The sequence below is a fragment of the Rhodococcus (subgen. Prescottella) equi genome (assembly GCF_003013675.1).
Classification (GTDB): domain Bacteria; phylum Actinomycetota; class Actinomycetes; order Mycobacteriales; family Mycobacteriaceae; genus Prescottella; species Prescottella equi.
In genome coordinates, this window is sequence record NZ_CP027793.1 from 3,406,395 (window position 1) to 3,432,093 (window position 25,699).

A 25,699-nucleotide genomic window follows, 5' to 3' on the forward strand; every position below is an offset into this window, starting at 1 on the left:
CGGACCTATGCCGTGAACAGCGGGATCGCACCCGCACGGCGGGCGTAGACCGAGCCGAACCGCGCGTCCAGGCGCAGCCACGACGGGGTTGCCCGTACCCGCACGACCTCGGTCTCGGCGATAGCGTGGACGTCGGTGTCCGCGGTGGCCGGGCTACCGTCGGCGAGCGGCACGAATCCCATTCCGGTGAGCGCGAACACCGTTCGCATGGCGATCGCCACCTCGGTACCACCGCCCGCGACCTCGAGAACCTTCTGCTCGAGCAGCGATGTCGGCGGCCCCTGCGCGCTGCCGTGTTCCTTGGCGAGTGCGGCGCCGCGCTGCGCCAGATCGAGGAGAACCCGGGCCGGGACGTCGTCCACATGCACGAAGCCCGACTCCGGCGGCAGGGCGCCGCGCCACGCCGAATCCATCGCGAATCCCGGATCGATGTCGCCGCCGTCCCCGGCGAGCGCGCGCAATAGCTCGTCCCCCGCAGCGGTGGTGTCGGCAGGGCGGATGTCGCCGGCCACGACACGGGTCGCCAGGGCATCGAAACCCGTTGGCGCCCAGACCGAAACTCGTCCGTCGCTTCTCCGCTTCAACCGGACGACGGCGGCCTCGTCGAGCCGGGTCGCCCGCCCGACGAACATCGCGAGATCCGCGCGATCAGCTTCGGAGGGAATCGTCAGGACACGCTCACGCACGCTTCCACAACTCCAGGTACCCGCGCTCGGACGGGGTCAGCCGCCGCAGCCGCTGCGTCCCGATGTCGAAGGCCGCGATCTGCGTCGACGCGACGATCGACGGCGGCGTCGACGGCGCCGCTCCCCCGGGACGCACCTCGTAGGCGATCGTGAAGTCCACAGCCCGAATCTGCTCCACCCACATCAGCACGTCGAGCGGGCTGTCCTCGTGACGCAGTTGCCCGCGATACCGCACCCGTAGGTCGGCGATCACCGCGCCGTCGCGCAACGTCACCGTCGGCGCCCCGTCCTCGAACAGCCAGGGGATCCGCGCCTCCTCGAGCAGCGTCACCATGCGCGCATGGTTGATGTGCTGGAACGCGTCCATGTCCGACCACCGGACCACGACCCGTGTATGGAATCCCACCGGCTGCGCGCCGACGGCCTTCCCGTTGTGCACGGTCTCCTGGGAACCGCTCACCTTCCGACCTCCGATCTGGTGCCCACACCCCGCACCATGCTGCGTACCTGACGCGCCGCCACCGACAGCGTCGCAAGGTCCAGCGTTCCAGACTCGAAGATCTCGGCCAGCGCGGACCTCGATCGCGCGAGTCGTGAGGCGTTCGTGGACTCCCAGTAGTCGATCTTCTCCTCGGGGGTCTCGTCCGGTTCACCGCCGACGAGGACTTCGAGGGTGAGCGAGCGCAGCGACCCGTACAGGTCGTCGCGCAGCGCCAGCCGGGCCAGCGAATGCCACCGGTCGCCGCGGGCGAGGTCGGACACGGCGGTGAGCAGCCAGTCGATGCCCAGGTGCGCGTCCAGCGCGAAATACAGTTCCGCCACCTCCTCGCCGTCGCGCTCGCAGATGTCGGCGACGTCGATGATGTCGAGCAGACAGAACAGGTCCAGCAGCCGGTACACCTCGAGCGCGAGTTCCCGCGGGGCGCCGTCCGCGATCGCCGACCGCGATCGGCGTTCCAGATCGGTGACGTGGTGGCCGCGCAGCCAGCCCGGCACCTTCGGCGCGAGCCTGCGGAACTCACTCGAGTAGCGGGAGATCTCGGCACCCACCGCGATCGGCTGCGGCCGGTTCGACAGGAACCAGCGCGACGCGCGGTCCAGCACCCGCCGCGACTGCAGCATGAGGAGATCCGAGACCTCCGACGGCACGTCGGCCGTCCCGACCCGCGACCACACGTCGTGCAGTTCGAAGATCTCGGTCACCGCGGCGTAGGCGCGGATCGCGTCGGTGCTCGACGCGCCCGCGTCCTCCGCGAGCCGGTACGCGTACGTGATGCCGCCGTTGTCGATCGCCTCGTTCGCCAGCATCGTGGCCACGATCTCGCGACGCAGCGAGTGCCCGCGGATCGCCGCGCCGAACCGATCGCGCAGCGGCTCCGGGAAGTAACCGGGCAGACGAGCGGCGAAGAAGTCGCTGTCCGGCAGTTCGGTGGCGAGGAGGTCCTGCTTCAGCGCGAGTTTGGCGTGCGCCATCACCGTCGCCAGCTCGGGAGAGGTGAGCCCGCCGCCCGCCTGCGCCCGTCGGCCGAACTCGGCCTCGGTGGGCAGCGCCTCGAGCTTGCGGTCGAGCCCGTGGTGGGTGACGAGCGTGGCGATCAGACGACGGTGCACCCCCAGCATCTGGGGCGCGCTGGCACGGGACATGCCGAGCTGGTCGTTCTGGGCGATGTTGTCCGCCAACACCAGTCGGGCCACTTCGTCGGTCATCGATGCGAGCAGAGGATCGCGGTCCGCGCTCGGCAGTTCACCGCTGCTGACGACGGCGTCGAGCAGGATCTTGATGTTGACCTCGTGGTCGGAGCAGTCGACACCGGCCGAGTTGTCGATCGCGTCGGTGTTGATCTTGCCCCCGTGCAGCGCGTACTCGATTCGTCCCAGCTGCGTCACACCGAGGTTGCCGCCCTCCCCGACCACGCGGGCACGGACGTCGGCCCCGAGCACGCGAACCGCGTCGTTGCTCTTGTCGCCCACCGACGCGTCGGACTCCGACGCCGCTTTGACGTAGGTGCCGATACCGCCGTTCCACAACAGGTCGACCGGCGCCTGCAACACGGCCTTGACCAGATCCGGCGGCGACAGTTCGGTCACGTCGTCGCCGAGTCCCAGCGCAGCCCGCACCTGTGGGCTCACCGGTACCGATTTCGCGGTCCGCGCGTACACGCCGCCGCCTTCGCTGATCAGCGCGCGGTCGTAGTCGTCCCACGACGAGCGCGGCAACGCGAACATGCGCCGCCGCTCGGCGAACGAGCGCGCCGCGTCCGGCGTCGGGTCGAGGAAGATGTGCCGGTGGTCGAATGCCGCGACCAGCCGGATGTGCTCGCTGAGCAGCATCCCGTTCCCGAACACGTCGCCGCTCATGTCGCCGATTCCGGCCACCGTGAAATCGTCTGTGCCCACGTCGATCCCGAGTTCCCGGAAGTGGCGCTTGACGCTCTCCCAGGCGCCCCGGGCGGTGATGCCCATCTCCTTGTGGTCGTAGCCGGCCGAGCCGCCGGACGCGAACGCGTCGCCGAGCCAGAACCCGTAGTCGGCGGCCACGCCGTTGGCGATGTCGGAGAAGGTCGCGGTCCCCTTGTCCGCCGCGACGACGAGGTACGTGTCGTCCCCGTCCCTCCGAACAACGCGCGCGGGCGGCACCACGGCGCCGCTCGCCCGGTCGACGTTGTCGGTGAGGTCGAGCAGTCCGGAGATGAACTTGCGATAGCAGGCCACTCCCTGATCTCGTACCGCCTGGCGGTCGACGGCCGCATCACCGGTCGGCGCCACCGACTGCTTGACGACGAAACCGCCCTTCGCACCGACCGGGACGATCACCGCGTTCTTCACCGCCTGCGCCTTGGCCAGGCCGAGGATTTCGGTGCGGAAGTCCTCGCGCCGGTCCGACCAGCGCAGTCCGCCGCGCGCGACCGGACCGAACCGCAGGTGCACGCCCTCGACCTCCGGCGAGTACACGAATACCTCGAACTGCGGGCGCGGCTTCGGCAGTTCGGCGATGCGGGCGGGCTCGAACTTGAGCGAGAGGAACTCTCGCGATAGCCCGTCGGCCCCCTGCACGAAGTAGTTGGTGCGCAACGTCGCACGGACGAGCCCGAACAACGCCCGCAGAATGCGGTCGACGTCGAGGCTGACGACCGTGTCGATCGCCGTGCGCAAGTCGTGCTCGAGGGACTCCGACCGCTGCGCCGACGCGGCGTCGGGGTCGAACATCGACTCGAACAGTTCGACGAGCAGGCGGGCCACCTCGGGGTGCGCAAGTACCACCGACTCGATGTGCCCCTGGCTGTAGGCGAAGCCCGCCTGGCGCAGGTACTTCACGTAGGCGCGCAGCACCGAAACCTGCCGCCAGTCCAGCCCGGAGCGCAGCACAAGCTCGTTGAACCGGTCCGCCTCGCACCGCCCGTGCCAGATGGCGGCGAACGCCTCGGTGAGCCGATCGCGCAGCTGTTCACCGGGCCCGTCCGCGCCGATCCCCGCGGCGGCGTCACCCAGCAGCTCCCGGGGTACCGCGAGCCCGAACTCGTACAGCCAGCACTGGAGGCCGTCCGGACGCCGTACCGCGTACGGACGCTCGTCGAGCACCTCGACACCGAGGCTGTGCAGCGCCGGAAGTATGTGGGACAGCGAGATTCCGTCGCCGACGAAGTAGAGCGCGAACTGCCACCGCCACGCCGGAGCGGGCGAGTCGTGGTGGATCCGCATGTCGATCGAGTTGGCGTCGAGACCCTCGAAGCGGCTGATGTCGACGAGCGCCTCCGCGGCGTCGAAGTCCTCCTTGTAGGCCTCGGGGAGCTCGGCCGCATACTTCGCGGCGACGGCCGGATCCACATCGGGATCGGCTGCCACGGCGTCCGCGAAATGGTCGTCCCAACTGCGGCTCGCCTCGGCGAGCAGGCCCTGGATGCGGAGCCGATTGGCCTCCGACGTGTCGACGCGGCCGTCGCGTGAGCCGGGCGGCTTCCGGATCGTCACGTGCAGCATCGCGAGGTCTCCCTCCGAGACCCGCGCGGTGTAGTCGAGTAATCCACCGCCCAGCTCGTCCAGCAGGATCTGCTGCATCGCCAGGCGCACCCGGGTGGTGTAGCGGTCCCGCGGCAGGTACACCAGACACGAGACGAACCGTTCGAAGCTGTCCTCGCGCATGAACAGTCGGATCTGCCGGCGCAGCCCGATGTTGAGCACCGCGGTCATCGTCTCGAGCAACGCGTCGGCGTCGATCGAGAACAGTTCGGTGCGCGGAAACGACTGCACCACCTCGAGCATCGCCTGGCCCGAGAAGGAGTCGATACCGAAACCTGCGCGCTCGATCGCGGTGCGCACCCGACGCGCGATCACCGGAATCTCCAGGACGTTCTCGTGCATTGCGGTCACCGTGAACACCCCGAGGAAGCGATGCTCACCGACGATCGCACCGTCGTCGTCGAGGATGCTGACACCCACGAAGTACGGATACACCGACCGGTGCACCGTGGCCGGCGCCGAGCCCTGCGTCAACACCAACAGCGGACGATCCGGAATGTCCACCGTGAGCGGGATCCTGATGTGCTCGTCGGCGTGGGCTTCCGACCGCAGTACACCCAGTCCGCTCTCCTGAATCCGCCGGGTGCGGTGGTCGTCTCCGCATTCGTAGCGGCGATAGCCGAGCACGGTGTAGTGCCCGTCGGCGAGCCAGCGCAGCAGGTCCGCGCAGTCTCGCAGTTCGTCGGCCGACCGGCCGGGCGGCGGATTCTCCGCTCGGACATCGAGTTCGGCCGCGACCGCGAGTTGCAGTCCGCGCATGGCATCGGTGTCCGCCACGACCTGTCCCACGTCGGAGAGCACCGCGGCGATGGAGGATTCGAGCTCGTCGAGGATCTCGTCCTCGGTCGCAGGATGCAGTTGTACGTGCATCCACGACTCCGCGAGGGCATCGGTCGGGAGGTCGCGGATCGGGACGTCGGCGAGAATCTGTTCCAGCATGCCGTCGGCGTCCCGGCGCACACCCAGTATCGGATGGACGACCTCGCTGATCGACGCATCGAGTCGGCCCAGCAATGCGGTGACGGACTCGACGAGCAGCGGCATGTCGTCGGCGACGATCTGCAGTGCGGCCCCGACGCCGGAGCCGTCGGACGGACGGTGGACGCGGGTGACCGCTTCACCCGGCAGGCGCCGCGCCGCGAGCAACACGTGCTCCCGGACGATCGCGTCGGCATGCCGGTCGAGAACGCTGTCGGGTTCGCCGGCGGACGTGTGACGGAAATACACCGCCCTCAGGTCCGCCAGACCGGCCCGCACGTCCGAGGACAGCGTCAGTGACCAGTCGGTATCCACAGAATCCGTCATCGCGACGCTCCGTCCCTGTTCGAGATCACCGCGGTTGGCTCAATGGCGAGCCTAACCGCGGCGACCCCGGGTCGCCCGGAACTGCCGGTGCGGACGGGTCCCGGACGGACCCCCGCGTGGGCTACGCGGGCGTCGTGGCCGGCAGGTAGCGGCCGAGCACCTCGCGCTCGACATCGGAGAGCACACGTGACGTCTCCGCCCGCGCGTCGAAGCCGACCATGACGGCGTCGCCCTTGGCGCAGACGGTGCCGGCGATGTCCTTGACGACGTGCCGCAACGTGAACGACGACGTCCCGACGTGGACCACCGACACCTCCACCCGGACCGGGCCGGAGGCATCGGTGATGGGGCGCAGGAACTCGGCGTCCATCTTGCGGACGACGACGGCCCGGGGTGCGGCGCCCGACGACGCCGCACCCTCCGTCAGGAAGAGCGACCGCGCTTCCTGCATGTACTCCACGACGCGGGCGTTGTTGACGTGTCCGAGGCGATCGGAATCGCCCCAACGCACCTGGACGTCGCAGCTGTAGACCTGGTTCGACACGGGGTCAGTCGCGGGTCAGCTTGCGGTGGGTGACCCGGTGCGGACGCGCCGCATCGGCACCCAGCCGCTCGACCTTGTTGGCCTCGTACGCCTCGAAGTTGCCCTCGAACCAGAACCACTTGCCCTCTTCGACGTTGCCCTCCCACGCGAGGATGTGCGTGCAGGTACGGTCCAGGAACCAGCGGTCGTGGGAGATCACGACGGCGCAGCCCGGGAACTGCTGCAGGGCGTTCTCGAGCGAGCTGAGGGTCTCGACGTCGAGGTCGTTGGTCGGCTCGTCGAGGAGGATCAGGTTGCCGCCCTCCTTGAGGGTCAGCGCCAGGTTCAGACGGTTGCGCTCACCACCGGAGAGCACCTCCGACCGCTTCTGCTGGTCCGGTCCCTTGAACCCGAACGCGGAGACGTACGCGCGCGAGGGCATCTCGTTCTGGCCGACCTCGATGAAGTCGAGCCCGTCGGAGACGACCTCCCACACCGTCTTCTTGGGGTCGATGTTGGCGCGGGACTGGTCGACGTAGCTCAGCTTCACCGTGTCGCCGACCTTCACCGTGCCGGAGTCCGGCTGCTCGAGACCGACGATGGTCTTGAACAGCGTCGTCTTGCCGACACCGTTGGGGCCGATGACACCGACGATGCCGTTGCGGGGCAGCGTGAACGACAGGTCCTTGATGAGCACCCGGTTCTCGAAACCCTTGTCGAGGTGGTCGACCTCGACGACGACGTTGCCCAGGCGCGGCGGCGTCGGGATCTGGATCTCCTCGAAGTCCAGCTTGCGGTGCTTCTCGGCCTCCGCGGCCATCTCCTCGTACCGGTCGAGGCGGGCCTTGTTCTTGGTCTGGCGGGCCTTGGCGCCGGAGCGGACCCAGGCGAGCTCCTCCTTGAGCCGCTTCTGCAGCTTCTGGTCCTTCTTACCCTGGACCTCGAGGCGCTCGGCCTTCTTCTCCAGGTAGGTGGAGTAGTTGCCCTCGTACGGGTGCAGCTTGCCGCGGTCGACCTCGCAGATCCACTGGGCGACGTGGTCGAGGAAGTAGCGGTCGTGGGTGACGGCGAGGACGGCGCCGGGGTAGCTCGCGAGGAACTGCTCGAGCCACAGCACCGACTCGGCGTCGAGGTGGTTGGTGGGCTCGTCGAGCAGCAGCAGGTCGGGCTTGCTCAGCAGCAGCTTGCACAGCGCGACGCGGCGACGCTCACCGCCGGACAGGTGCGTGACGGGCTCGTCGGCCGGCGGGCACCGCAGCGCGTCCATCGCCTGCTCGAGCTGCGAGTCGAGGTCCCACGCGTCGGCGTGGTCGAGCTCCTCCTGGAGCTTGCCCATCTCCTCCATCAGCTCGTCCGAGTAGTCGGTCGCCATGAGTTCGGCGATCTCGTTGAACCGGTCGAGCTTGACCTTGATCTCGCCGAGGCCCTCCTCGACGTTCTGCTTGACCGTCTTCTCCTCGTTGAGCGGCGGCTCCTGCAGCAGGATGCCGACCGTCGCCTCGGGGTCGAGGAAGGCCTCGCCGTTCGACGGCTGGTCCAGACCGGCCATGATCTTCAGGATGCTCGACTTACCGGCGCCGTTCGGGCCCACCACACCGATCTTGGCGCCCGGGTAGAAGCTCATGGTGACGTCGTCGAGAATGACCTTGTCACCATGCGCCTTGCGCACCTTTTTCATCGTGTAAATGAACTCAGCCACCCAAAGGCTCCAATCTGGACTGGAAAAGCGCAGCTCACCGGCTGCGAGAACGTACGACTCGACCGCCAGCCTACCGCGCCCGTCCCGCACCCCTCCCGCGTGCGCGACCGGTACCCGATAAAGACGCGGTGCGGTCGCGGAAGAAGATCTTGGACGCCACGCTCGGATTGATCGGCAGCGCCGGGTTCGAGGGTGTCGACATCGCAGCCGTGGCCGCCGCTGCGGGTGTCACCCGGCAGACGGTGTACTCGATCTTCGGCACGCGCGAGGATCTCGTCTCACAGGCGATCGCCGGTCTCGCCGTCGAGGTGCTCGGCGACGTCGACGCCCGGCTCGCGGCCACACAGTCGGCGGCGCGCTGCTCTGCGCCGGGGACGGCCATCCCTTGTTCGATCCGAGGATCACCACCCGCACCAAACCGGTTGCCCCCGAACTTCTCTCACCGCTCGTCGACCGGTCACAGGCGCTGCCGGACGAACGGCGTCGAGTCCGGCAGCGACGCGGCCATCGTCCCGTCATGGTTGGTCGGGTACGTCATGTAGGTGGCGTCGACGCCGGCCAGCCGCAGGTCGGCGATGAGCTTGAACGACAGCGGTGCCGGGACCACGGTGTCGAGCAGCCCCTGCGCGATGAACAGCGGCCGGTCGTAACCGGTGGTGGGCACGCCCAGATACTCGGTCATGGCGGCATGCATCGCGGGTTCGCCGAGCGATCTGGTCAGCAACTCGCCCACCGACACGCCCTTCACTGCCTCGGACTGTTCGTCGTAGCACAGGGTCTCGGCCGCGTCGACGAGTTCCTTGCCGCGCGGGGTGAGGTAGCTGTCGACGTCGACCTGCGGCATGGTCGCGCGCATCCCGGCGAAAATGTACGTCGCGAACACCGTCAGCCCGTCCAGTCCGAGGGGCGGAATCCACGGTCCGCCGATCGAGAACGCCGTCTCGAGGTTCGACGGCGCGCCGGTGGTGACGGCGCCGCGGAAGTCGAGTTCGGGTGCATAGCGAGTCGCGTCGTGCGCGGTGAACAGCGCCGCGTGCCCGCCCTGCGACTGCCCGATCGTCATCCACCGCGGTGACAGCTCCGGCACCACGGCCCGGCCCGCGCGCACCATGTCGATCACCGCGGTCGCCTCGGAGGCTCCTTGGAGATAGGGATGGACGCCCGGGGTGCCGAGCCCGATGTAGTCGGTCGCCACGACGGCGTACCCCTGGGACAGCCAATGGCCCAGATAGTTCGCGTCGCGCTGGCTGCGCGGATTCCGCGAGGGCGCGCACGCGTCGCCCAGACCCACCGTGCCGTGCGCCCACGACAACACCGGCCACCCACCCTCGGGCGGAGTGCCCTGCGGGACGAAGACCACTCCGGAGCTCTCCGCTGGACGCCCGACCGCATCGCGCGTGATGTACGTGATCCGGTACTCCCGCGCGGCGCCGGGCAGTCCGAGCCCTGCCGGCAGAGCCTCGACGGACTGCACTTTCCCCGCCGTGGCGTCGGCGGGTGCACCGCCCGCCGACGCCACGGCCGGCACCAGCGCGGTGAGGGCGAACGCCGCCCCGACCGCGGTCGCGCGACGCAGTGACTCACCGATCGATCGACGCATGTTCGCTCCCTCGGGTTTTCGTTTCCGTTCGGCCTGGGCCGCAGTCACTGTCGCAGACCACCGGATGGTTCGCCCGGCGAAACGCCGAACCTTTCCGACCTACCCGGTGAGAGCCTCGACCCGTTCCTCACGGGCACCGGCCTCCCCGTCCCTGCCTTCCGATTCGGAAGGAGCCTCGCCCTCGGATCCGTCGGTCGCGCCGCCCCGCGTCCGGCCCGACCGGTCGAGCCGGGCGCTGCAGCGCGCGAGATCCGGACCGACCGCTGTGGCCCTCATCTCGAGGTCGGACCGCGGCTCGCCGTCGCGCGTCTTGTACTCGTTGGTGCGCAGTTCGCCGTGCGCGATGATCGGGTCGCCCTTCATCAGCGACGCACCCACGCCCTGCACGAGCCGGCGCCAGCAGCTCACCGTCAGGTACAGGGTGCCGCCGTCGACCCACTCGCCGGATTCGCGGTCGCGTCGACGGACGTTGCTCGCCATCCGGAAGCTCATGACCTCCTCGCCGGACGTGGTCTCACGCTTGATCGGGTCGGTGATCACGGTGCCCACCACCGTGCCGTGCGTTTCGTACATCGCCATCCCCCTGGATCGGCCGCTCGGGTGGGTCCCCGAGACGGCGAATGCACCGCCCCGGTCGGGACGGTGCATTCGACTGTGCCGTGGATCGCGCCCGGAAACGGGCCGGCGGGGTGATCTGTGGATGAACCGAATCGCCATCCACAGGGTGCGCCGAAGGCGCCCGGACGCCCGGAGCCTGTCGGCGGTGCGTGCTAGTGGCCGGCCTCCCGGTCACGTCGCGCGAGTTCGGCGAACATCGCGTTGTGCGCGGCCAGGTCCGCGTCGTCGTCGCGCTCGGCGGCACGGTCGACGCGTTTGGCGGTCTTCTGGTCGCTGCGCGACCACTGCACCAGCAGCGCGAGCATGACGAGCACCAGCGGAACCTCGCCGGTGGCCCACGCAATGGAGCCGCCCAACTGCTGGTCGTTGAGCAGGTCGGTGTTCCAGTCGAGGCCGAGCGACCGGTAGAACGTCGCTCCCATGACCTCGCCCATGCTCATGAGCGCGATACCGAAGAACGCGTGGAAGGGCAGCGACCCGAACACCATGGCCAGCTTGGTGATGGGCTGCAACTGCCGCGGCGACGGGTCGACGCCGATCACGACCCAGTAGAACAGGTAGCCGCTGAGGATGAAGTGCACGTTCATCAGCAGGTGCGCGGTGTGGCTGTCGACGTTGGCCCCGAAGATGCCGCCGAGATACAGCGCGTAGAAGCCGCCGACGAACAGCACCGACGCCACCAGCGGGTGGGTGAGGAAACGCGAGATGGGGCTGTGCAGGAACGCCAGTAGCCATTCGCGCGGGCCCGGGACGCCGTCCTTGCCGGCGGGGCGCATCGCCCGCAGCGCGAGGGTGAACGGTCCGCCGAGCACCAGCAGCACCGGCGCCAGCATCGACAGCGCCATGTGGGCGCCCATGTGAACACTGAACATCGCCGGTGCGTACCGGCCGACACCGGACGACGTACCGATGAGCAGAACCAGGCAGCCGGCGAACCACGCGATGGTCCGGCCCACCGGCCAGCTGTCGCCGCGCTTGCGCAGGGTCCGCAGACCGACGAAGTACAGCACGGCGAGGACGATCGCGGCGGTGCCGAAGATCAGGTCGAAACGCCAGTCCAGCATCAGCTTCGCGAAGGTCGGCGGACCGTCGAGGTTGTAGCCGAGTTCCACCTCGGTGAGCGTCGGCACCGACGACGGCGGAGGCGGCGGAGTGCGGCCGAGTCCGACGGCGATGCCGATCGTCGCGGCGAACACGAGGGCCTCGGCGCCCGCGAACCGGATGAGCGCGCCCCGCGACTCCGGGTCGGCGGCGAGCGCGGGCAGCGCGCGTCGACGCTGGAGGAAGCCGAACACACCGAGCACCACCAGCGCGACGATCTTCGCGACGATCAGGCGTCCGTACGTGGTGGAGAAGAGGTCGTCCAGCGGAACGCGGACGAGCGCGTTGACGACGCCACTGATGGCCATCGCCACGAAGCAGATGGTCGCGACGAAAGAGAACCGTCGGGCGGCGACATCGGTGTGCGCACCGCGACGGCGGGCGTGCGCGAGCAGGGCGAAGAGGCCGCCCGCCCAGAACGCGGCGCCGACGAGGTGCCAGATCAGGCTGTTGGTGGCGACGTCGTGCGAGCCACCCGAGGACGAATGCCCGGTCAGCGCCAACGGCATCATCGTCGCAACACCCAGCGCCAGCAGGAACGGCGTCCAGGACCAGCGCAGCGCGATCCGGCACAGCACGGCGAGGACCACGGCCATGATCGCGGTCCACTGCCACGCGACGGCCGTCTCCACCTGACCGATCGCCGAGAACAGGTTCGACGGCTTGACGGCTTCCGAGAACGGCTGACCCGATGTATCCGACAGCGTGAGTGGCACCAGGATCACCGCGCTGACCGCCCACACGAACGCGGCGTGCGAGGCGGTGCGCACCGCCCGGTAGCCGTCGATGTCGAGGACGCCCGACTTCTGGGGCGGCACCATGAACGCCGCGAACAGCAGCGAGCCGATCGCGATGACGGCGGCGATCTCGCTGACCGCGCGCAGGGCCGGCAGGCCGTACGTGGTGAGCGGGCCCGGATCCGGGATGCCCATCAGCACCAGCGCCTGCGACGCCGACATGGCGACCACGAGGGCGGCGACGAGGCCGGCGAAGACGCCGCTGACCGCGAAGAACAGGCCGGAACCGGGACGGGACGAGGGAACGGGAGCGTGCTCGGTCTGCTCACGCACGGGTGTTGCCATGCCTACCAGGGTAGGACCTACGACAATCTGTCGGACTCGTGCCTCGCCCCGGCCGCGGCTGCCGGAGCGCGGGCGGGCCCCCGACGATCTCGAGCACCTCCGCCAGGACCGCCACGGTGTGCGCGGGCAGGAAGTCGTCGCAGTACGGCAACGCCGCGGCCATCGACCCGGCGAGCGGCTCGAAACCCGGTTGGGCGGCGCGGGGATTGAGCCAGACGAGTCGGTGGGCGCGGCGGCCGACCCGGGCCACCGCCCTCGCCAGGTCGGCCGGGTCGTCGCTGTCCCAGCCGTCCGAGGCGACGATCACGACGGCGCCGCGCAACGACGACCCGTGTGGCGAGGACAACAGTGCGTCGAGGCTGCGGGCGATGTGAGTGCCGCCGAATCGGTCGACGACTCGTTCGGTCGCGCGCTGGGCGGCGACCTCGGCGCTGCGGTGCGCAAGCGTCGGCGTCAGCCGGGTGAGCCGGGTCGAGAACACGAACACCTCGGCGTCGCCGGGCCGGGATCCGAGCACGACCGCGCGCATCAGATGCAGACAGGCTTGGGCGTACCCGCGCATGGATCGGCTCACGTCGCACACCAGCACGATGCGACGCGGACGGGGGCGAGGTCGGTCCCGCGCCACCCGGACCGGCTCGAACCCGGTACGTCCCGCACGACGCATCGTCGCCCGCAGATCCACCCGGCCGTGCCGATGCGGTTCGCGCCGACGGCTCCGCCGTGCCGGCCATCGTCGCCGCGCCCGCTCGAGCCGTGCGCCGAGTGCCCGCAGATCTGCGTCGTCGAACGCATCGAACGGCTCGCCCGCGAGATCCTCGCGCGGGCTGGGTAACCGCCTGCAGGCGCCGACGGCCGCCGAGGTCTCGTCGTCGGACGCTCCGGCGCGCGTCACCCACGGCAGTGCCGTCCGCTCCCCCCTCGTATCTCCCTCGTGCACCGACGGACCGGGCTCCGGCCGTACGGAACGATCGTGCGGGCCGTTCCGTGCAGCGGCGCGGGCAGCCGGGTCGAGCGCGAGGACCGCGTCGGAGAACACCGCCGCGAACACGGCATCGAATCGCTCGAGATCGATCCGGCGGCCGACGAGCGTGATGCGGGCGGTCCAGTAGAGCCGGCGCCGGTCGGTCGGCGGCAGCACCCGCAGCGCCTCGGTGAACCGCCCCGCCCCGCTCGCCGACACCGCGATCCCGACCGATCGCGCCCGCGACACCAACGCGACGGCGAACGCCGCGAGGTCCACCCCGCGCAGCAGTGGGGCCGGAGCGTCGGGGGCCGTCACCGCCGGCGCGCTCGCAGGACGGTGAAGACGACGGCGGCCGCGACCGCCGCGGCGATCCAGGGCAGCAGCCGGCGCGCGGCCCCGATCCCGGACAGTGCCACGAGGTCGATGGGCTCGACGTCCGGTTCGACGGCGACCGGCCCGGTCAGCCCGGACACAGCAGCGACGCCGGGGCCGTTGTCGGGCGGAGGCAGCGCACCCGTCGCAGTGCCACTCGTCTCGGAAGCGAGCCGGTCCTCGAGCGACGACGCGAACTGCCCCATGAGCTTCGCGGACACCTGCGAGATCATCCCGCTGCCGAACTGGGCGAGCTTGCCGACCACCTTCATGTCGGTGTCGACGGTCACCCGCGTCGCGTCACCCTCCTCGTGCAGGCGCGCGGTGATGGTGGCGGACGCGTTGCCGCTGCCCCGCTTCTCCTTGCCGCGCGCGTCGATCACCGCGGTGTGGGACCGGGCGTCCTTCTCGGCGAAGGAGGCGCGGCCGGCGAACTCGGTCGTGACCGGCCCCACCTTGATCTTGACGGTGCCGAGGTAGTCGTCGCCCTCGCGGCCCGTCATCCGCGCGCCCGGCAACAACGGTGCGATGCCCTCGAGGTCGGTGAGCACCTCCCATGCCCGCTCGATGGGGGCGTCGACCGTGAACTGGTCTGCAATCTTCATCGTCGTCCTCTCATCCTGTCCTCCCGCTCGCGGCGTACGCAGTCACCGCCTCGGCCAGCACGGTCCGGTCGTCGGGGGTCTTCGCGATCGCGCCGAGGCTCGCGAGCGCATCGGCCGCCACGAGGTCGGCGGCGCCGAGCGCGGCGAGTGCCGACACCCAGTCGACGGCCTCGGCGACGCCCGGCGCCTTGTCGAGGTCGAGACGGCGGGCCACGCCCAGGAAGTCGGTGACGCTCGCGATCAGCGGCTGCGTCGCGCCGGGAACCGTGCGACGCAGGATCGCCGCGGCCCGCTCCGGAGCGGGGTAGTCGATCCAGTGGTAGAGGCAGCGTCGGCGAAGTGCGTCGTGCAGGTCCCGGCTGCGGTTCGACGTCAGCACGACGATCGGCGGCCGGTCCGCGACGAACGTACCGATCTCGGGCACCGTCACGGCCGCCTCGCCGAGGAACTCGAGCAGCAGCGCCTCGAATTCGTCGTCCGCGCGGTCGATCTCGTCGATCAGCAACACCGGTGGGATCGCCCCGCGGTGCCGCACGCAGCGCAGGATCGGGCGTTCGAGCAGGAACGGTTCGGTGAACAGGTCCGCCTCCTGCAGCCGGTCACCGCGCGCCTCGGACACCCGCACGGCCAGCAGTTGCCGCTGGTAGTTCCAGTCGTACAGGGCCTCGTCGGCGCCGAGGCCCTCGTAGCACTGCAGTCGCACCAACGGTGTGGTCAACGCGGCAGCGAGAGCCTTGGCCGCGGTCGTCTTCCCCACCCCGGGCTCCCCCTCGAGCAGCAACGGCCGCCCCAGTTGCAGCGCCAGGAACAGCGCCGTGGCGGTGCCCTCGTCGAGGAGATAGTCCCGCTCGTCGAAGCGGCGGATCAGCGTGTCGACGTCGGGGACGATCGCGGTGACGGCCTCGGTCACGAGGCGTCCCGGTCCTGGTCGAGCAGCGCCCGGTACTCGTCCCACGTGTCGACGTCGAGGGGCATCCGGCCTTCCGCCGGCACGTCGAACACGTCGATGTCGTCGCGGTCGAACAGCTTCCACACGGCCTTGTCGCCGTACAGGTCGGCGAGGTCGCCGAACACGTCCCGCCCCAGCCACAGCGGATGTCCCTCGCCGTCGCTGTAGCGACACAGTCCGATGTTCTCGAGACGGCCCCGTTCGACCAGCGCGCGGACCGCACGGGGAGACACCCCGGGCTGGTCACCGAGCATCAGCACGATCCCGGAGGCGAGGGGGTCGATGTGCGGCAGGGCGGCTTTCACCGACGCCGAGCATCCGCTTGCGGCGTCCGGGCAGTGCAAGACGGTGCATCCACCGAGGTCGACGAGGTCCTCGATGGCGTCGGCGGATCCGGGCACCGTCACCAACAGCTGGTGGAAGCGGCAGGCGCGGGCCACCGTGAGCGTCGCGTCGAGCAGCGTCGCCCCGCGGTAGGGCAGGAGTTGTTTCGGCCGACCCAGCCGCCGCGACGATCCGGCGGCGAGCACCAGTCCGGTCACGAACATCGCGCACGCTCCTTCTCGTAGGCGCGGCGGCAGCCCGGCGCGCAGAACCAGTAGTCCTCCCCGTCGATCTGCAGGTGCGGCGTGTCCGCGCCGACGAGGACCGTCATGCCGCACACCGGATCGATGACAGTGAGGGCCGCATCCGGTTCCGCCTCGGCCGCAGCCGAATCCAGCTGCCCGATCCGGATCGCGCGCACCAGTTCGGCCGCGATCGACACCGCGATCTCCCCCGGAGTTCGGGCACCGATCGGAAGCCCTGCCGGGGTGTGCACGACAGCCCGTTCCGGTTCGTCGAGGTCGAGTTCGTCGACGATCGTGGCGCCGCGCCTGCTACTCGCCACCAGTCCGACGTAACCGACTCCCGAGTCCAGCGCCTCGCGGATCACGGCAGGTTCGTCGCCGCCGAGACTCGCGACGATCACCGCAGCCTCCCCGTCGCCGACGGAGATGCCCCGGCGGACGTCGACGTCGAGCACCTCGAGGACCCGGGCGACGGCGTCGGCGACCGGCGTGGCGCCGGCCACCCGCACGATCGGGGCCGGCAGGCACGGTTCGAGGAAGATCTCCATCGCCCCACCGGACAGGCACGGGTTCACGACGACGTCGGCGCCCGGTGCGTCCGGGAAGGCCGGTCCGCCGTCGGGCAGGATGCGCAGCAGCACGCTCTCCCCCGACGCGACGGCATCGAGCGCCGCGCGGCGCACCGAGTTCTGAGCACAGTGTCCACCGACGAATCCCTCGATCATGCCGTCCGGCAACACGATCGCCTGATCGCCGGGCCGGGTCGACGTGGGCTGTTGGGCGCGGACCACCGTCGCACGCACGAACGGACGCCGCTCGCCCGTCAGTTCGGCGGCGCGCGCACTCAGGTCCATGCGAACTCCTTCGTCAGATCGGCGGGGTCGCGCGACCCTGCATCGCCTCCCACACCCGCGACGGTGTCAACGGCATGTCCGCGTGCTGCACCCCGAACGGTTTCAAGGCGTCGACGACGGCGTTCACCACCGCCGGCGGCGAGCCGACCGTCGCGCTCTCGCCGATCCCCTTGGCGCCGATCGGGTGGTGCGGCGAGGGGGTGACGGTGTACCCGGTCTCGAGGTGCGGCACCTCACGCGCGGTCGGAATGAGGTAGTCCATGAGCGACCCGCCGAGACAGTTGCCGTCCTCGTCGAACGCGACGATCTCCATGAGCGCCATGCCGATTCCGTCGGTGATGCCGCCGTGCACCTGACCCTCGATGATCATCGGGTTGATCCGGGTGCCGCAGTCGTCGACGGCGAGGAAGCGGCGCACGCTCACCTGCCCGGTGCCCGGGTCGACGTCCACGACGCAGAAGTACGCGCCGTACGGGTACGTGAGATTCTCCGGGTTGTAACAGATCTGGGCCTCGAGCCCGCCCTCGATGCCGTCGGGCAGATCACCGGCGCCGTACGACCGCATCGCGATGTCCTGGATGGTCACCGCCGCCGACGGGTCACCCTTCACGTGAAAGGTGCCCTTCTCCCACTCCAGGTCGGCGACGGACACCTCGAGCATCCCCGACGCGATGATCCGCGCCTTGTCGCGGACCTTGCGCGCCACCAGGGCGGCCGCGGCTCCGGACACCGGCGTCGACCGACTGCCGTACGTGCCGAGTCCGAACGGGGTGTTGTCCGTGTCGCCGTGGACCACGTCGATGTCCTCGGGCGGGATTCCGAGTTCCTCCGCGACGATCTGCGCGAACGTCGTCTCGTGCCCCTGGCCCTGGGTTTGCACGGACAGCCGGACCACGGCCTTGCCGGTCGGATGCACGGTGAGTTCACAGCCGTCGGCCATGCCGAGCCCGAGGATGTCCATGTCCTTGCGCGGTCCGGCGCCGACCGCCTCGGTGAAGAACGACATCCCGATGCCCATCAGCTCGCCGCGCCGACGCCGCTCGGCCTGCTCGCGGCGCAGGTCGTCGTAGCCGATCATGTCCATGGCCTTGCGCATCGTCGTCGCGTAGTCGCCCGAGTCGTACTTCCACCCGGTCTTGGAGGTGTATGGAAATTGCTCTGGGCGCAACAGATTTCGCAGCCGCAGCGTCGCGGGGTCCCGGTCGAGTTCGAACGCGAGACAGTCGACCAACCGTTCGACCAGGTACACCGCTTCGGTGATCCGGAACGAGCACGCGTACGCGACTCCCCCCGGTGCCTTGTTCGTGTAGACCGCGGTCATGTGGCAGTACGCGGCCTCGAGGTCGTAGCTACCGGTGAACACGCCGAAGAACCCGGCCGGGTACTTCACCGGGGCCGCGGTGCCGTTGAACGCACCGTGGTCGGCCAGGACGTCGGTGCGGATCGCGAGGATCTTCCCCTCCCGCGTGGCGGCGATCTCGCCGACCATGATGTAGTCCCGCGCGAAGCCGGTGCTGGTGAGGTTCTCGCTACGATCCTCCATCCACTTGACGGGTTTGCCGGTGAGCAGCGACCCGACGATGGCGCACACGTAGCCCGGGTAGATCGGTACCTTGTTGCCGAAACCGCCGCCGATGTCCGGCGAGACCACCCGGATCTTGTGCTCGGGCAACCCTGCGACCAGCGCGTACAGCGTGCGGTGCGCGTGCGGGGCCTGGCTGGTCGACCACAGCGTGAGCTTGCCGTCGACGGCGTCGTAGTCGGCGACCGCGCCGCACGTCTCCATCGGCGCCGGATGCACGCGCGGGTAGACCATCTCCTGCCGTACCACCACGTCGGCCCTGTCGAACACGGCCGCGGTGGCGGCGGAATCTCCCGTCTCCCAGTCGAAGCAGTGGTTGTCGGTCTTGCCGTCCAGGTCGGTGCGGATGACGGGGGCGTCCGCGGCGAGGGCTCGGCGGGCGTCGATCACCGGGTCCAGGATCTCGTACTCGACGTCGATCAGCTCGAGCGCGTCGCGCGCCGAGTACCGGTCCTCGGCAACGACGAACGCCACCTCCTGCCCCTGGAACCGGGCCTTGTCCGTCGCGAGCACCGCCTGCACGTCGTTCGACAGAGTCGGCATCCACGCCAGGCCCTTCTCGGCGAGATCGGCGCCGGTGACGACCGCCGCGACCTTCGGGTGCGCCTGCGCGGCCGTGGTGTCGATCCGCACGACCCGCGCGTGCGCCACCGGCGACCGCAGGATCGCCAGGTGCAGCATGCCGGGCAACTGCACGTCGTCGACGTAGCGTCCCTGGCCGCGGATGAACCGCGGGTCCTCCTTGCGGAGCATGCGACCGTGCCCGCATGGCTTGCCGTCGTTGACGGGGCGGTCGGGGTCCGTCTGCGGGTGGTCGAGCGTGGTCACGACGCGCCTCCCGTGGTGACGGTGTCGGTGGTCGCGCCGCCGTGCTCGGCCGCCCACCGGACGGACCGGACGATCGTGGTGTAACCGGTGCACCGGCAGATCTGGCCCGAGATCGCCTCGCGGATCGTCTGTTCGTCCGGGTCGGGGTCGCGGTCGAGCAGTGCGCGGGCGGTGATCATCATGCCGGGCGTGCAGAATCCGCACTGCAGGCCGTGGCACTGCATGAAGCCCTCCTGCACCGGGTCGAGGACGCCGTCGGCGGCCAGCCCTTCCACGGTGCGGACCGCGCGCCCGTCGGCCATCACGGCGAGCATGGTGCACGACTTCACCGGTTCGCCGTCCACCGCGACCACACACGTCCCGCAGTTGCTGGTGTCGCATCCCCAGTGAGTTCCGGTGAGGCCCAGACGGTCCCGCAGGAAGTGCACCAGCAGCATGCGCGGCTCCACGTCGTCGGCGACCTCCGCGCCGTTGACCGTCATCGTCACCTGCATCTCACAGCTCCGTCCGTCCGGTGTGCGCCCGCTCTGCGGCGGTCCGCAGCGATCGGACGGTCAGTTCCTCGGCGAGATGCCGCTTGTAGGCGGCGGTGCCGCGCGAATCCGTGACGGGTTCGCAGGCCTGCCCGGCCAGTTCGCCCGCCCGCCGGAAGTTCTCCTCGTCGGCCGGTTGCCCGCGCAGGACGTCCCCGATGTCGGCCAGACGCTCGGCGTCGGGCACCACCGCGGTGAGACCGAGCCGCGCCGCCGCGATGCGGTCACCGTCCAACCGGACCGCGGCGCCGGCGGCCGCGATCGCCCAGTCCCCCACCCGCCGTTCGACCTTCGTGTACGCACTCGATCCCGACGGCACCCGGGGAATCCACACCTCGGTGAGGATCTCGTTGCCGCGGACGGCCGTCTCGTAGGGCCCGACGAGGAACTCCTCCATCGGCACCTCCCGCACCCCGGTCGGCCCACGGATCACACAGACCGCGCCCACCACCGTGCACACCGTCGTGAGGTCCTCGGCTGGATCGGCCTGGCACAGCGACCCACCGATCGTGCCGCGGTTCCGCACCACCGGGTCCGCGATCACCCTCTCGGCGTCCCGGAAGATCGGCAGCAGCCGAGCCAGATCGTCGGACTCGAGAATCTGGCGATGCCGGACCATCGCCCCGATCCGCACCGCGTCCGCCTCGACCGTGATGTCGCCGAGCTCGGCCGCCAGGTCGTTGATGTCGATGAGATATTCGGGGTTCGCCAGCCGCAACTTCATCATCGGTAGAAGACTGTGGCCACCCGCGACGATCCGCGCCTCGTCGCCCAGCCGATCCAGCAGCGCGATCGCATTCTCGACGTCGGTGGCGCGCTCGTATTCGAACAGTCCCGGAACCTGCATGTGGCACTCCTCACAGCCCGGACACCTTCCAGCGTGTGCCCGGTCGGGCGGGGCGTCAAGCGCGATTCAGCGAAAGCTTGATCTCGACTCGACACGGCCGCCCCGATCACCCGTTTCGCTCGTGATGGATACGTCCGCGCAGGTCACGCAGCGGTAGCCCGCCGCCGCCCCAGCGCCGCGCGATGATCTCCGCCGCGATGGACACGGCCGTCTCCTCGGGAGTGCGGGCGCCGAGATCGAGCCCGATCGGGCTCGACAGCCGGGCCAGATCCACGTCGGTCAGACCGGCCTCGCGCAGCCGGTCCAACCGGTCGCGGTGGGTGCGCTGTGAGCCCATGGCCCCGACGTACCCGACGTCCGGCAGTCGGAGCGCGACCGCCAGCAACGGGACGTCGAACTTGGGATCGTGGGTGAGCACACAGATCGCCGTGCGGCCGTCGACTTCCCCCGCGTCGGCCTGCGCTTCGAGGTACCGGTGCGGCCAGTCGACCACCACCTCGTCGGCGGTCGGGAAGCGCGACGCGGTCGCGAACACCTCGCGCGCGTCACACACGGTCACCCGGTATCCGAGGAACTTCCCCTGCCGAGCGACCGCGGCCGCGAAGTCGATCGCCCCGAACACCAGCATCCGGGGCGGCGGCGCATAGCTCGCGACGAACACCCGCAGGCCCTCGCCGCGCCGCTGCCCGTCCGGCCCGTACGCAAGTACCGCGGTCCGGCCGGCCGCGAGCAGACCGCGGCCGTCGTCGACGACCGCGGCGTCGAGCCGGTCCGAACCGAGCGTCCCCGCGACGTCGTCGGGTCGGATTACCAGGTGCTGCCCGACGCGACCGGCGACGTCGTCGACGACCGTCGCCACCGCCACCGGACGCCGCTCCGCGATGTCGTCGGCGACGTCTGCGAGTGCGGGAAACGTGGCGCGAGAGACCGGCTCGACGAACACGTCCAGGATGCCGCCGCACGTGAGCCCGACCGCGAACGCGTCGTCGTCGCTGACGCCGTACCGCTCGAGGGTCGGCCTCCCCGTCCGGACCGTCTCGGACGCCGATTCGTAAACCGCGCCCTCGACGCACCCGCCGGACACCGAACCGGACACGCGGCCGTCGGGGGCGACCACCATCGCAGCCCCCGGAGCGCGCGGCGCGGAGTGGAAGGTGGCGACCACCGTGGCGAGTCCGGCCGTCTCGTCCGCGCGCCAGATCGCGAGCAGATCGGACAGAACGTCGCGCATGGCTTCAGCCTCCAGCCCCGGCCGTCGCCGCAGGTGAGGCCGGTCCATTCGCAGATGTCGATCTTCCTCGGCCCGTACCCTCGAGGGCGTGACACCCGCTCAACTGCGAGCCTATTCCGCGGTGGTGCGGCTCGGATCGGTTCGAGCGGCAGCGCGTGAATTGGGCATGACGGATTCGGGTGTCTCCATGCATATCGCCCAGCTCCGCAAGGAACTCGACGACCCCCTGTACTGCCGACGACCGTCGGGGCTCGCTTTCACACCGGGCGGGCTGCGCCTCGCGAGCCGGGCCGTCGAGATCCTCGGGCTACAGCAGCAGACGGCGCTCGAGGTGAGCCAGGCCGGCAACGGCCGGCGTCTCCTGCGGATCGCGGCGTCCCCGCTGTTCGCCGAACACGCCGCCCCCGGGCTGATCGACCTGTTTGCCGGGCGCGCGAAGGATCTGTCGGTCGAGCTGAGCGTCCACCCCGTCCGGCAGTTCGCGAATCTGATCTCCTCGCGGGCCGTCGACGTCGCGCTGGGGCCGCGGGTCCTGGGCGAGCGGCAGCCGCTGTGCCTGCACCCGTTCCTGCAGTACGAGGTGCTCACGGTGTGCGCACCCCAGCACCCGATGGCGCGGACCCGGCCGTCGCTGCGGCAACTGCGCGAGCAGCAGTGGTTCCTCGGACCGTCCGCGGCCGGCGGCGACGGCGTGATGCGGCACATGCTCCGCGCACTCGACATCCCCCACGAGCGGCAACGGATCTTCCAGAGCGACGCCGCCGCGGTGGAGGCGGTCCGGCGGTCGTCGGCGCTGACGCTGGCACTCGGCTTCGCGATCGACGACGAACTGTCGGCCGGCTCTCTCGACCTCGTCGAAGGTCCGGAACTGCGCGCGGCGGGCGAATGGTGCGCCACGACCCTGCACCACCAGCACCTCCAGCCCGCCGCGACCGAACTGCTGCACTTCGTCAGCACACCGCGATGCATCCAGGCGATGATCCGCGGCACCGGCGTCGACGTCGCCCACTTCAAACCCAAGGTGCACGTCACACTCTGGAGCTGACCCCGGATGCGCGAATCACCCCGAATCAGCAGGTATGCTCTTGGCCGCGCCTCCGTAGCTCAGTTGGATAGAGCAAGAGCCTTCTAATCTCTAGGTCGCAGGTTCGATTCCTGCCGGGGGCACCACAAACTGCAGCGACCGAACCGGCATGTGATCATCCCACCGGCGTACCGGTGAACGGGGCAACCATCACGCACGGCACCGGTTCCGGGTACTGCGGATCGAGCGCGTTGAGCACATATCCGGCTGCGACGGGCGAGGCGGCCAGCGCTGCATGCTCCGAGTAGTCCTGTGGGCACCGATCCTGGACGACGATGTTCGTCACGTTCGGACCGGGGACGAGACCACTGGTGTACGGCACGACGAGCTCGTCGTACCTGGTGGCGATGTTCGTGTACGCGACGCCGGGCGCATACGGACTGCCGCCCTCGTTCATCTTCTCGATGAAATCGGCGCCCGGCGCCATGTCCAGGCAGGACGCGCACAGCCGTCCGAACGTCTGCTCCTGCAATGCCTTCAGCCCGAACTGCTCGACGAGGGCCGTGATCTCGCCGGCGCCGAAGGAGCCGGCCCCACCCCAGAGCGGAGCCAGTGACACGTACTTGTCCACCTTCGCCGCGCCGCCGAGGAACTTCACGTAGTAGTTCGGCATCAGGGTGCCCTGCGAGTGGCCGACGATGTCGACGTTGCTCGCGCCGGTGGCGGCAAGCACCTCGTCCACGAAGACCGACAACTCCTGTGCGCTCTGCTCGAGCGGCGTGAGTGCGCCGAAGGCACTCATCGGCCACGTCGCGTCCGGACGCGTGCCGTAGGTGGGCGCGAAGACGCAATAGCCTTCGTTCTTCAGCAGGGGACCGTATGTGGCCCAATTCGTCTGCCGATTCGCACCCGTGCCGTGGACGAGGATCACCGGATTCGGGTGGGCCTCGGTCGGCACACAGGCCCAGTCGTTCGAACCCGGAATCGAGCCGCCAGGGTTTGCCGTCTCGAGCGCGATACCTTCGAAGAAATTGTGCGGCACGGGTAGCGGATCGGCCCCGACGCCTGGCGTCGCCACAACGGACAGGGCGAGCGCCCACAACGCTGACGCACAGACCGCGGCGAAGAACGCACGCATGTAGATCCCCCTCGGCTGTTCCACCAGAACCCCGACCGACCGACCGAAACCTAGCACCCGCGTGAGGTTTCGGACGCGAACTGCAAGCGGCCCGCCCCCGGTGGACGGGGACGGGCCACTTGCTACGAACTGCGATCGATCACTCGACCGCGTCGGGCTCGACGAAGCCCTCGGGGGTCTGGAAGCCCTCGAGCCTCTGCTCGCCGGTGATCGCCGGGTCCGGGCGATCGAACGTGTCGGTGGACGCCACCCGCATGCCGCTCAGATCGGTCTTCATGTAGATCACGTTGTAGCGGTCCCACGTGGTCAGCACGAAGTAGAGATTCTTGTCGGTGCCGTTCTTGTTCGTCCACGGATGCATGAAACCGCCGTACAGCGACGGCAACGCAGTCGAGCCGATCAACGTCTGCGTGCCACTCCAGTTGATCAGGTCCGACGACTGCCGGATCTTCAGACCGCCCATGTCGGTGTACATCGCGACGTACTTGCCCAGGTACGGATTCCATTGCACCGACAGTTCGCTGACGTTGCCGCGGATCACCGGAACGGCGTCGGCGATGTCCTGGCTCCACCCCGAACCGGTTCGGTACTCGTAAGCGTTGAGGTTACGAATGTCCGCCTTCGGTACACGGGCGAGGCGCGCCTCCCCCGATCGACCGGAGGGCGTTCCGAACTCGTAGACGTAGTTGCTGTCAGCACCGCGCCCCGGAACAAAGGCACTCATCTGCCAGTTCTTGTTGCTGGTCGCCAGATTCGGGACGCCGGGCAGGTCGAGACCGTCCAGCACGCCCTCGCGGTTGAGGCGGACGGTGGCCGGATCCGTGGTCCAGTTCTCACCGTTGTCGGTGGAGAAGGCCAGGCCCGAGTAGTTGGTGGTCCACTCTCCCGGCACGTCCCACGAACGGACCGACATCCAACGCACGTACTGCACGCCGTCGACCGCGACGCCGCCGGTCGGGATCACCGTGAACTCGGGCATCGTTCCCGGAGGCAGGTTCAGCAAACCCTTGATGACCTGTCGCGAGAAGTTCCCGCCAGGGGTGTCGAGCGGAGAACTGTCGATGCGCATGCCGTCGGCCAGATTGGCGTCGTTGCTGCGGAACAGGACGTTGCTGCGCCACTGGTCGCCGTCGATACCGCAGTCGCCCACGGTGTCACCGAAGGCCATCAGCACCTGACCGGCCCCGTTGTCCCACATGATTCCGAGGTCGGTGCCGGCGACGCTGAAGCGGTCGATCGTGTCGTTCGGGCTGCCCGGTCCCGTCACCATCTCGAGTGCCTTGGTGGGGCCGGACAACACCGGTAGCGCGCCGTTGGGCGCGCCGGTGATCCACGGCAGCGAGTTGGCCAGCGATCCCGTCGCGCTTCCGAGGCTGCCTGCGCCCAGACTGCCCATCAGGCTGCCCGTCAGCCCAGAACTCCCGAGGCTGCCGCCGCCCTGACCACACGGGCCACCGACGGCAGCGGCCGGCGTCGCCATCGCGACCGACAGTCCGGCGGTGACCGCGGCGGCCGACAGGGCTGCCGCCCACCTCCGATTTGCTTCTCTCACAGACCGATTCCCTTCCA

General features: G+C 69.6%; 21 protein-coding genes and 1 tRNA gene. 3 read left to right on the forward strand and 19 right to left on the reverse strand.

The features are described from left to right. Nucleotides 1-5 precede the first annotated feature (5 nt). The 5 genes from C7H75_RS15935 to ettA all read right to left on the reverse strand — a co-directional run bounded on the left by C7H75_RS15935 (nt 6) and on the right by ettA (nt 8,230). Nucleotides 6-686 (reverse strand): DUF8010 domain-containing protein, encoded by a 681-nt coding sequence (locus C7H75_RS15935; RefSeq protein WP_106851581.1) that lies wholly within the window; start codon nt 684-686, stop codon nt 6-8. Next, nucleotides 679-1,146 (reverse strand): acyl-CoA thioesterase, encoded by a 468-nt coding sequence (locus C7H75_RS15940; RefSeq protein WP_005512191.1) that lies wholly within the window; start codon nt 1,144-1,146, stop codon nt 679-681. Before C7H75_RS15940 ends, C7H75_RS15935 begins: the two co-directional genes overlap by 8 nt. Then, a complete protein-coding gene (locus C7H75_RS15945) occupies nt 1,143-6,008 on the reverse strand; it encodes an NAD-glutamate dehydrogenase (protein ID WP_106851582.1) in 4,866 nt (1,621 codons plus the stop codon). Before C7H75_RS15945 ends, C7H75_RS15940 begins: the two co-directional genes overlap by 4 nt. Before the next feature lie 121 nt (nt 6,009-6,129). Beyond that, nucleotides 6,130-6,552, reverse strand: a complete 423-nt coding sequence (locus tag C7H75_RS15950) for an acyl-CoA thioesterase (RefSeq protein ID WP_005512189.1) — start codon at nt 6,550-6,552, stop codon at nt 6,130-6,132. 4 nt (nt 6,553-6,556) lie between these two features. After that, nucleotides 6,557-8,230 (reverse strand): energy-dependent translational throttle protein EttA, encoded by a 1,674-nt coding sequence (gene ettA / locus C7H75_RS15955; RefSeq protein WP_022596787.1) that lies wholly within the window; start codon nt 8,228-8,230, stop codon nt 6,557-6,559. Between the two features lie 149 nt (nt 8,231-8,379). Between ettA and C7H75_RS26000 the strand changes: the two genes are divergently transcribed. Continuing rightward, complete coding sequence (locus C7H75_RS26000) at nt 8,380-8,772, forward strand: TetR/AcrR family transcriptional regulator (RefSeq protein WP_233281779.1); 393 nt, start codon at nt 8,380-8,382, stop codon at nt 8,770-8,772. On the opposite strand, the gene C7H75_RS15965 is transcribed toward C7H75_RS26000, so the two are convergent. The 12 genes from C7H75_RS15965 to C7H75_RS16020 form a co-directional block, all read right to left on the reverse strand. Continuing rightward, nucleotides 8,688-9,830: an alpha/beta hydrolase family protein gene (locus C7H75_RS15965; protein ID WP_041674312.1), complete on the reverse strand. Its 1,143-nt coding sequence runs from the start codon at nt 9,828-9,830 to the stop codon at nt 8,688-8,690. The two genes, C7H75_RS26000 and C7H75_RS15965, sit on opposite strands and share 85 nt — an antisense overlap. A 99-nt stretch (nt 9,831-9,929) precedes the next feature. Continuing rightward, a complete protein-coding gene (gene ssb / locus C7H75_RS15970) occupies nt 9,930-10,403 on the reverse strand; it encodes a single-stranded DNA-binding protein (RefSeq protein ID WP_049799625.1) in 474 nt (157 codons plus the stop codon). Between the two features lie 197 nt (nt 10,404-10,600). Then, nucleotides 10,601-12,631, reverse strand: coding sequence for a bifunctional copper resistance protein CopD/cytochrome c oxidase assembly protein (locus tag C7H75_RS15975; RefSeq protein WP_044991249.1), 2,031 nt, complete (start codon nt 12,629-12,631; stop codon nt 10,601-10,603). After that, the gene (locus C7H75_RS15980; RefSeq protein WP_106851583.1) at nt 12,612-13,913 is read right to left on the reverse strand and encodes a vWA domain-containing protein; all 1,302 of its coding nucleotides are present in this window, start codon (nt 13,911-13,913) and stop codon (nt 12,612-12,614) included. Before C7H75_RS15980 ends, C7H75_RS15975 begins: the two co-directional genes overlap by 20 nt. Beyond that, entirely contained in the window at nt 13,910-14,575 is a 666-nt protein-coding gene (locus tag C7H75_RS15985) for an SRPBCC family protein (RefSeq protein WP_005512177.1), read from the reverse strand. Before C7H75_RS15985 ends, C7H75_RS15980 begins: the two co-directional genes overlap by 4 nt. 10 nt (nt 14,576-14,585) lie before the next feature. Further along, nucleotides 14,586-15,464: an AAA family ATPase gene (locus C7H75_RS15990; RefSeq protein ID WP_175274611.1), complete on the reverse strand. Its 879-nt coding sequence runs from the start codon at nt 15,462-15,464 to the stop codon at nt 14,586-14,588. Nucleotides 15,465-15,481: 17 nt separating this feature from the next. Continuing rightward, nucleotides 15,482-16,072, reverse strand: a complete 591-nt coding sequence (locus C7H75_RS15995) for a nucleotidyltransferase family protein (protein WP_081182087.1) — start codon at nt 16,070-16,072, stop codon at nt 15,482-15,484. After that, nucleotides 16,063-16,947: an XdhC family protein gene (locus C7H75_RS16000; RefSeq protein ID WP_081182092.1), complete on the reverse strand. Its 885-nt coding sequence runs from the start codon at nt 16,945-16,947 to the stop codon at nt 16,063-16,065. The genes C7H75_RS15995 and C7H75_RS16000 overlap by 10 nt, the downstream gene beginning before the upstream one ends. A 13-nt stretch (nt 16,948-16,960) precedes the next feature. Continuing rightward, the gene (locus tag C7H75_RS16005; protein WP_106851584.1) at nt 16,961-19,357 is read right to left on the reverse strand and encodes an aerobic carbon-monoxide dehydrogenase large subunit; all 2,397 of its coding nucleotides are present in this window, start codon (nt 19,355-19,357) and stop codon (nt 16,961-16,963) included. Then, the gene (locus C7H75_RS16010) at nt 19,354-19,851 is read right to left on the reverse strand and encodes a (2Fe-2S)-binding protein (RefSeq protein WP_022596807.1); all 498 of its coding nucleotides are present in this window, start codon (nt 19,849-19,851) and stop codon (nt 19,354-19,356) included. The genes C7H75_RS16005 and C7H75_RS16010 overlap by 4 nt, the downstream gene beginning before the upstream one ends. Before the next feature lies 1 nt (nt 19,852). Continuing rightward, complete coding sequence (locus C7H75_RS16015) at nt 19,853-20,737, reverse strand: FAD binding domain-containing protein (RefSeq protein WP_005512165.1); 885 nt, start codon at nt 20,735-20,737, stop codon at nt 19,853-19,855. Nucleotides 20,738-20,843: 106 nt separating this feature from the next. Beyond that, on the reverse strand, nt 20,844-21,968 hold the full coding sequence (locus C7H75_RS16020; protein WP_081182838.1) for an XdhC family protein: 1,125 nt from the start codon (nt 21,966-21,968) through the stop codon (nt 20,844-20,846). A gap of 88 nt (nt 21,969-22,056) precedes the next feature. Between C7H75_RS16020 and C7H75_RS16025 the strand changes: the two genes are divergently transcribed. Both C7H75_RS16025 and C7H75_RS16030 read left to right on the forward strand, forming a co-directional pair. Continuing rightward, the gene (locus C7H75_RS16025) at nt 22,057-23,013 is read left to right on the forward strand and encodes a LysR family transcriptional regulator (protein WP_064077176.1); all 957 of its coding nucleotides are present in this window, start codon (nt 22,057-22,059) and stop codon (nt 23,011-23,013) included. Between the two features lie 48 nt (nt 23,014-23,061). Then, nucleotides 23,062-23,138 (forward strand) — tRNA-Arg (locus tag C7H75_RS16030). A 29-nt stretch (nt 23,139-23,167) separates the two neighbouring features. Here C7H75_RS16030 and C7H75_RS16035 read toward each other — a convergent pair. Beyond that, a complete protein-coding gene (locus C7H75_RS16035; protein ID WP_081120743.1) occupies nt 23,168-24,130 on the reverse strand; it encodes an esterase/lipase family protein in 963 nt (320 codons plus the stop codon). Between the two features lie 139 nt (nt 24,131-24,269). Then, on the reverse strand, nt 24,270-25,682 hold the full coding sequence (locus tag C7H75_RS16040) for a glycoside hydrolase family 183 protein (protein WP_081264291.1): 1,413 nt from the start codon (nt 25,680-25,682) through the stop codon (nt 24,270-24,272). Nucleotides 25,683-25,699: the final 17 nt, after the last annotated feature.

What these genes read in the sequence shown, in the direction of transcription:
- C7H75_RS15945 (WP_106851582.1), bottom strand. Translation starts at nt 6,008, where the DNA reads ATGACGGATTCTGTGGATACCGACTGGTCACTGACGCTGTCCTCGGAC.
- C7H75_RS15965 (WP_041674312.1), bottom strand. Translation starts at nt 9,830, where the DNA reads ATGCGTCGATCGATCGGTGAGTCACTGCGTCGCGCGACCGCGGTCGGG.
- ssb (WP_049799625.1), bottom strand. Translation starts at nt 10,403, where the DNA reads ATGTACGAAACGCACGGCACGGTGGTGGGCACCGTGATCACCGACCCG.
- C7H75_RS15975 (WP_044991249.1), bottom strand. Translation starts at nt 12,631, where the DNA reads ATGGCAACACCCGTGCGTGAGCAGACCGAGCACGCTCCCGTTCCCTCG.
- C7H75_RS15985 (WP_005512177.1), bottom strand. Translation starts at nt 14,575, where the DNA reads ATGAAGATTGCAGACCAGTTCACGGTCGACGCCCCCATCGAGCGGGCA.
- C7H75_RS15995 (WP_081182087.1), bottom strand. Translation starts at nt 16,072, where the DNA reads ATGTTCGTGACCGGACTGGTGCTCGCCGCCGGATCGTCGCGGCGGCTG.
- C7H75_RS16000 (WP_081182092.1), bottom strand. Translation starts at nt 16,947, where the DNA reads ATGGACCTGAGTGCGCGCGCCGCCGAACTGACGGGCGAGCGGCGTCCG.
- C7H75_RS16010 (WP_022596807.1), bottom strand. Translation starts at nt 19,851, where the DNA reads ATGCAGGTGACGATGACGGTCAACGGCGCGGAGGTCGCCGACGACGTG.
- C7H75_RS16015 (WP_005512165.1), bottom strand. Translation starts at nt 20,737, where the DNA reads ATGCAGGTTCCGGGACTGTTCGAATACGAGCGCGCCACCGACGTCGAG.
- C7H75_RS16020 (WP_081182838.1), bottom strand. Translation starts at nt 21,968, where the DNA reads ATGCGCGACGTTCTGTCCGATCTGCTCGCGATCTGGCGCGCGGACGAG.
- C7H75_RS16035 (WP_081120743.1), bottom strand. Translation starts at nt 24,130, where the DNA reads ATGCGTGCGTTCTTCGCCGCGGTCTGTGCGTCAGCGTTGTGGGCGCTC.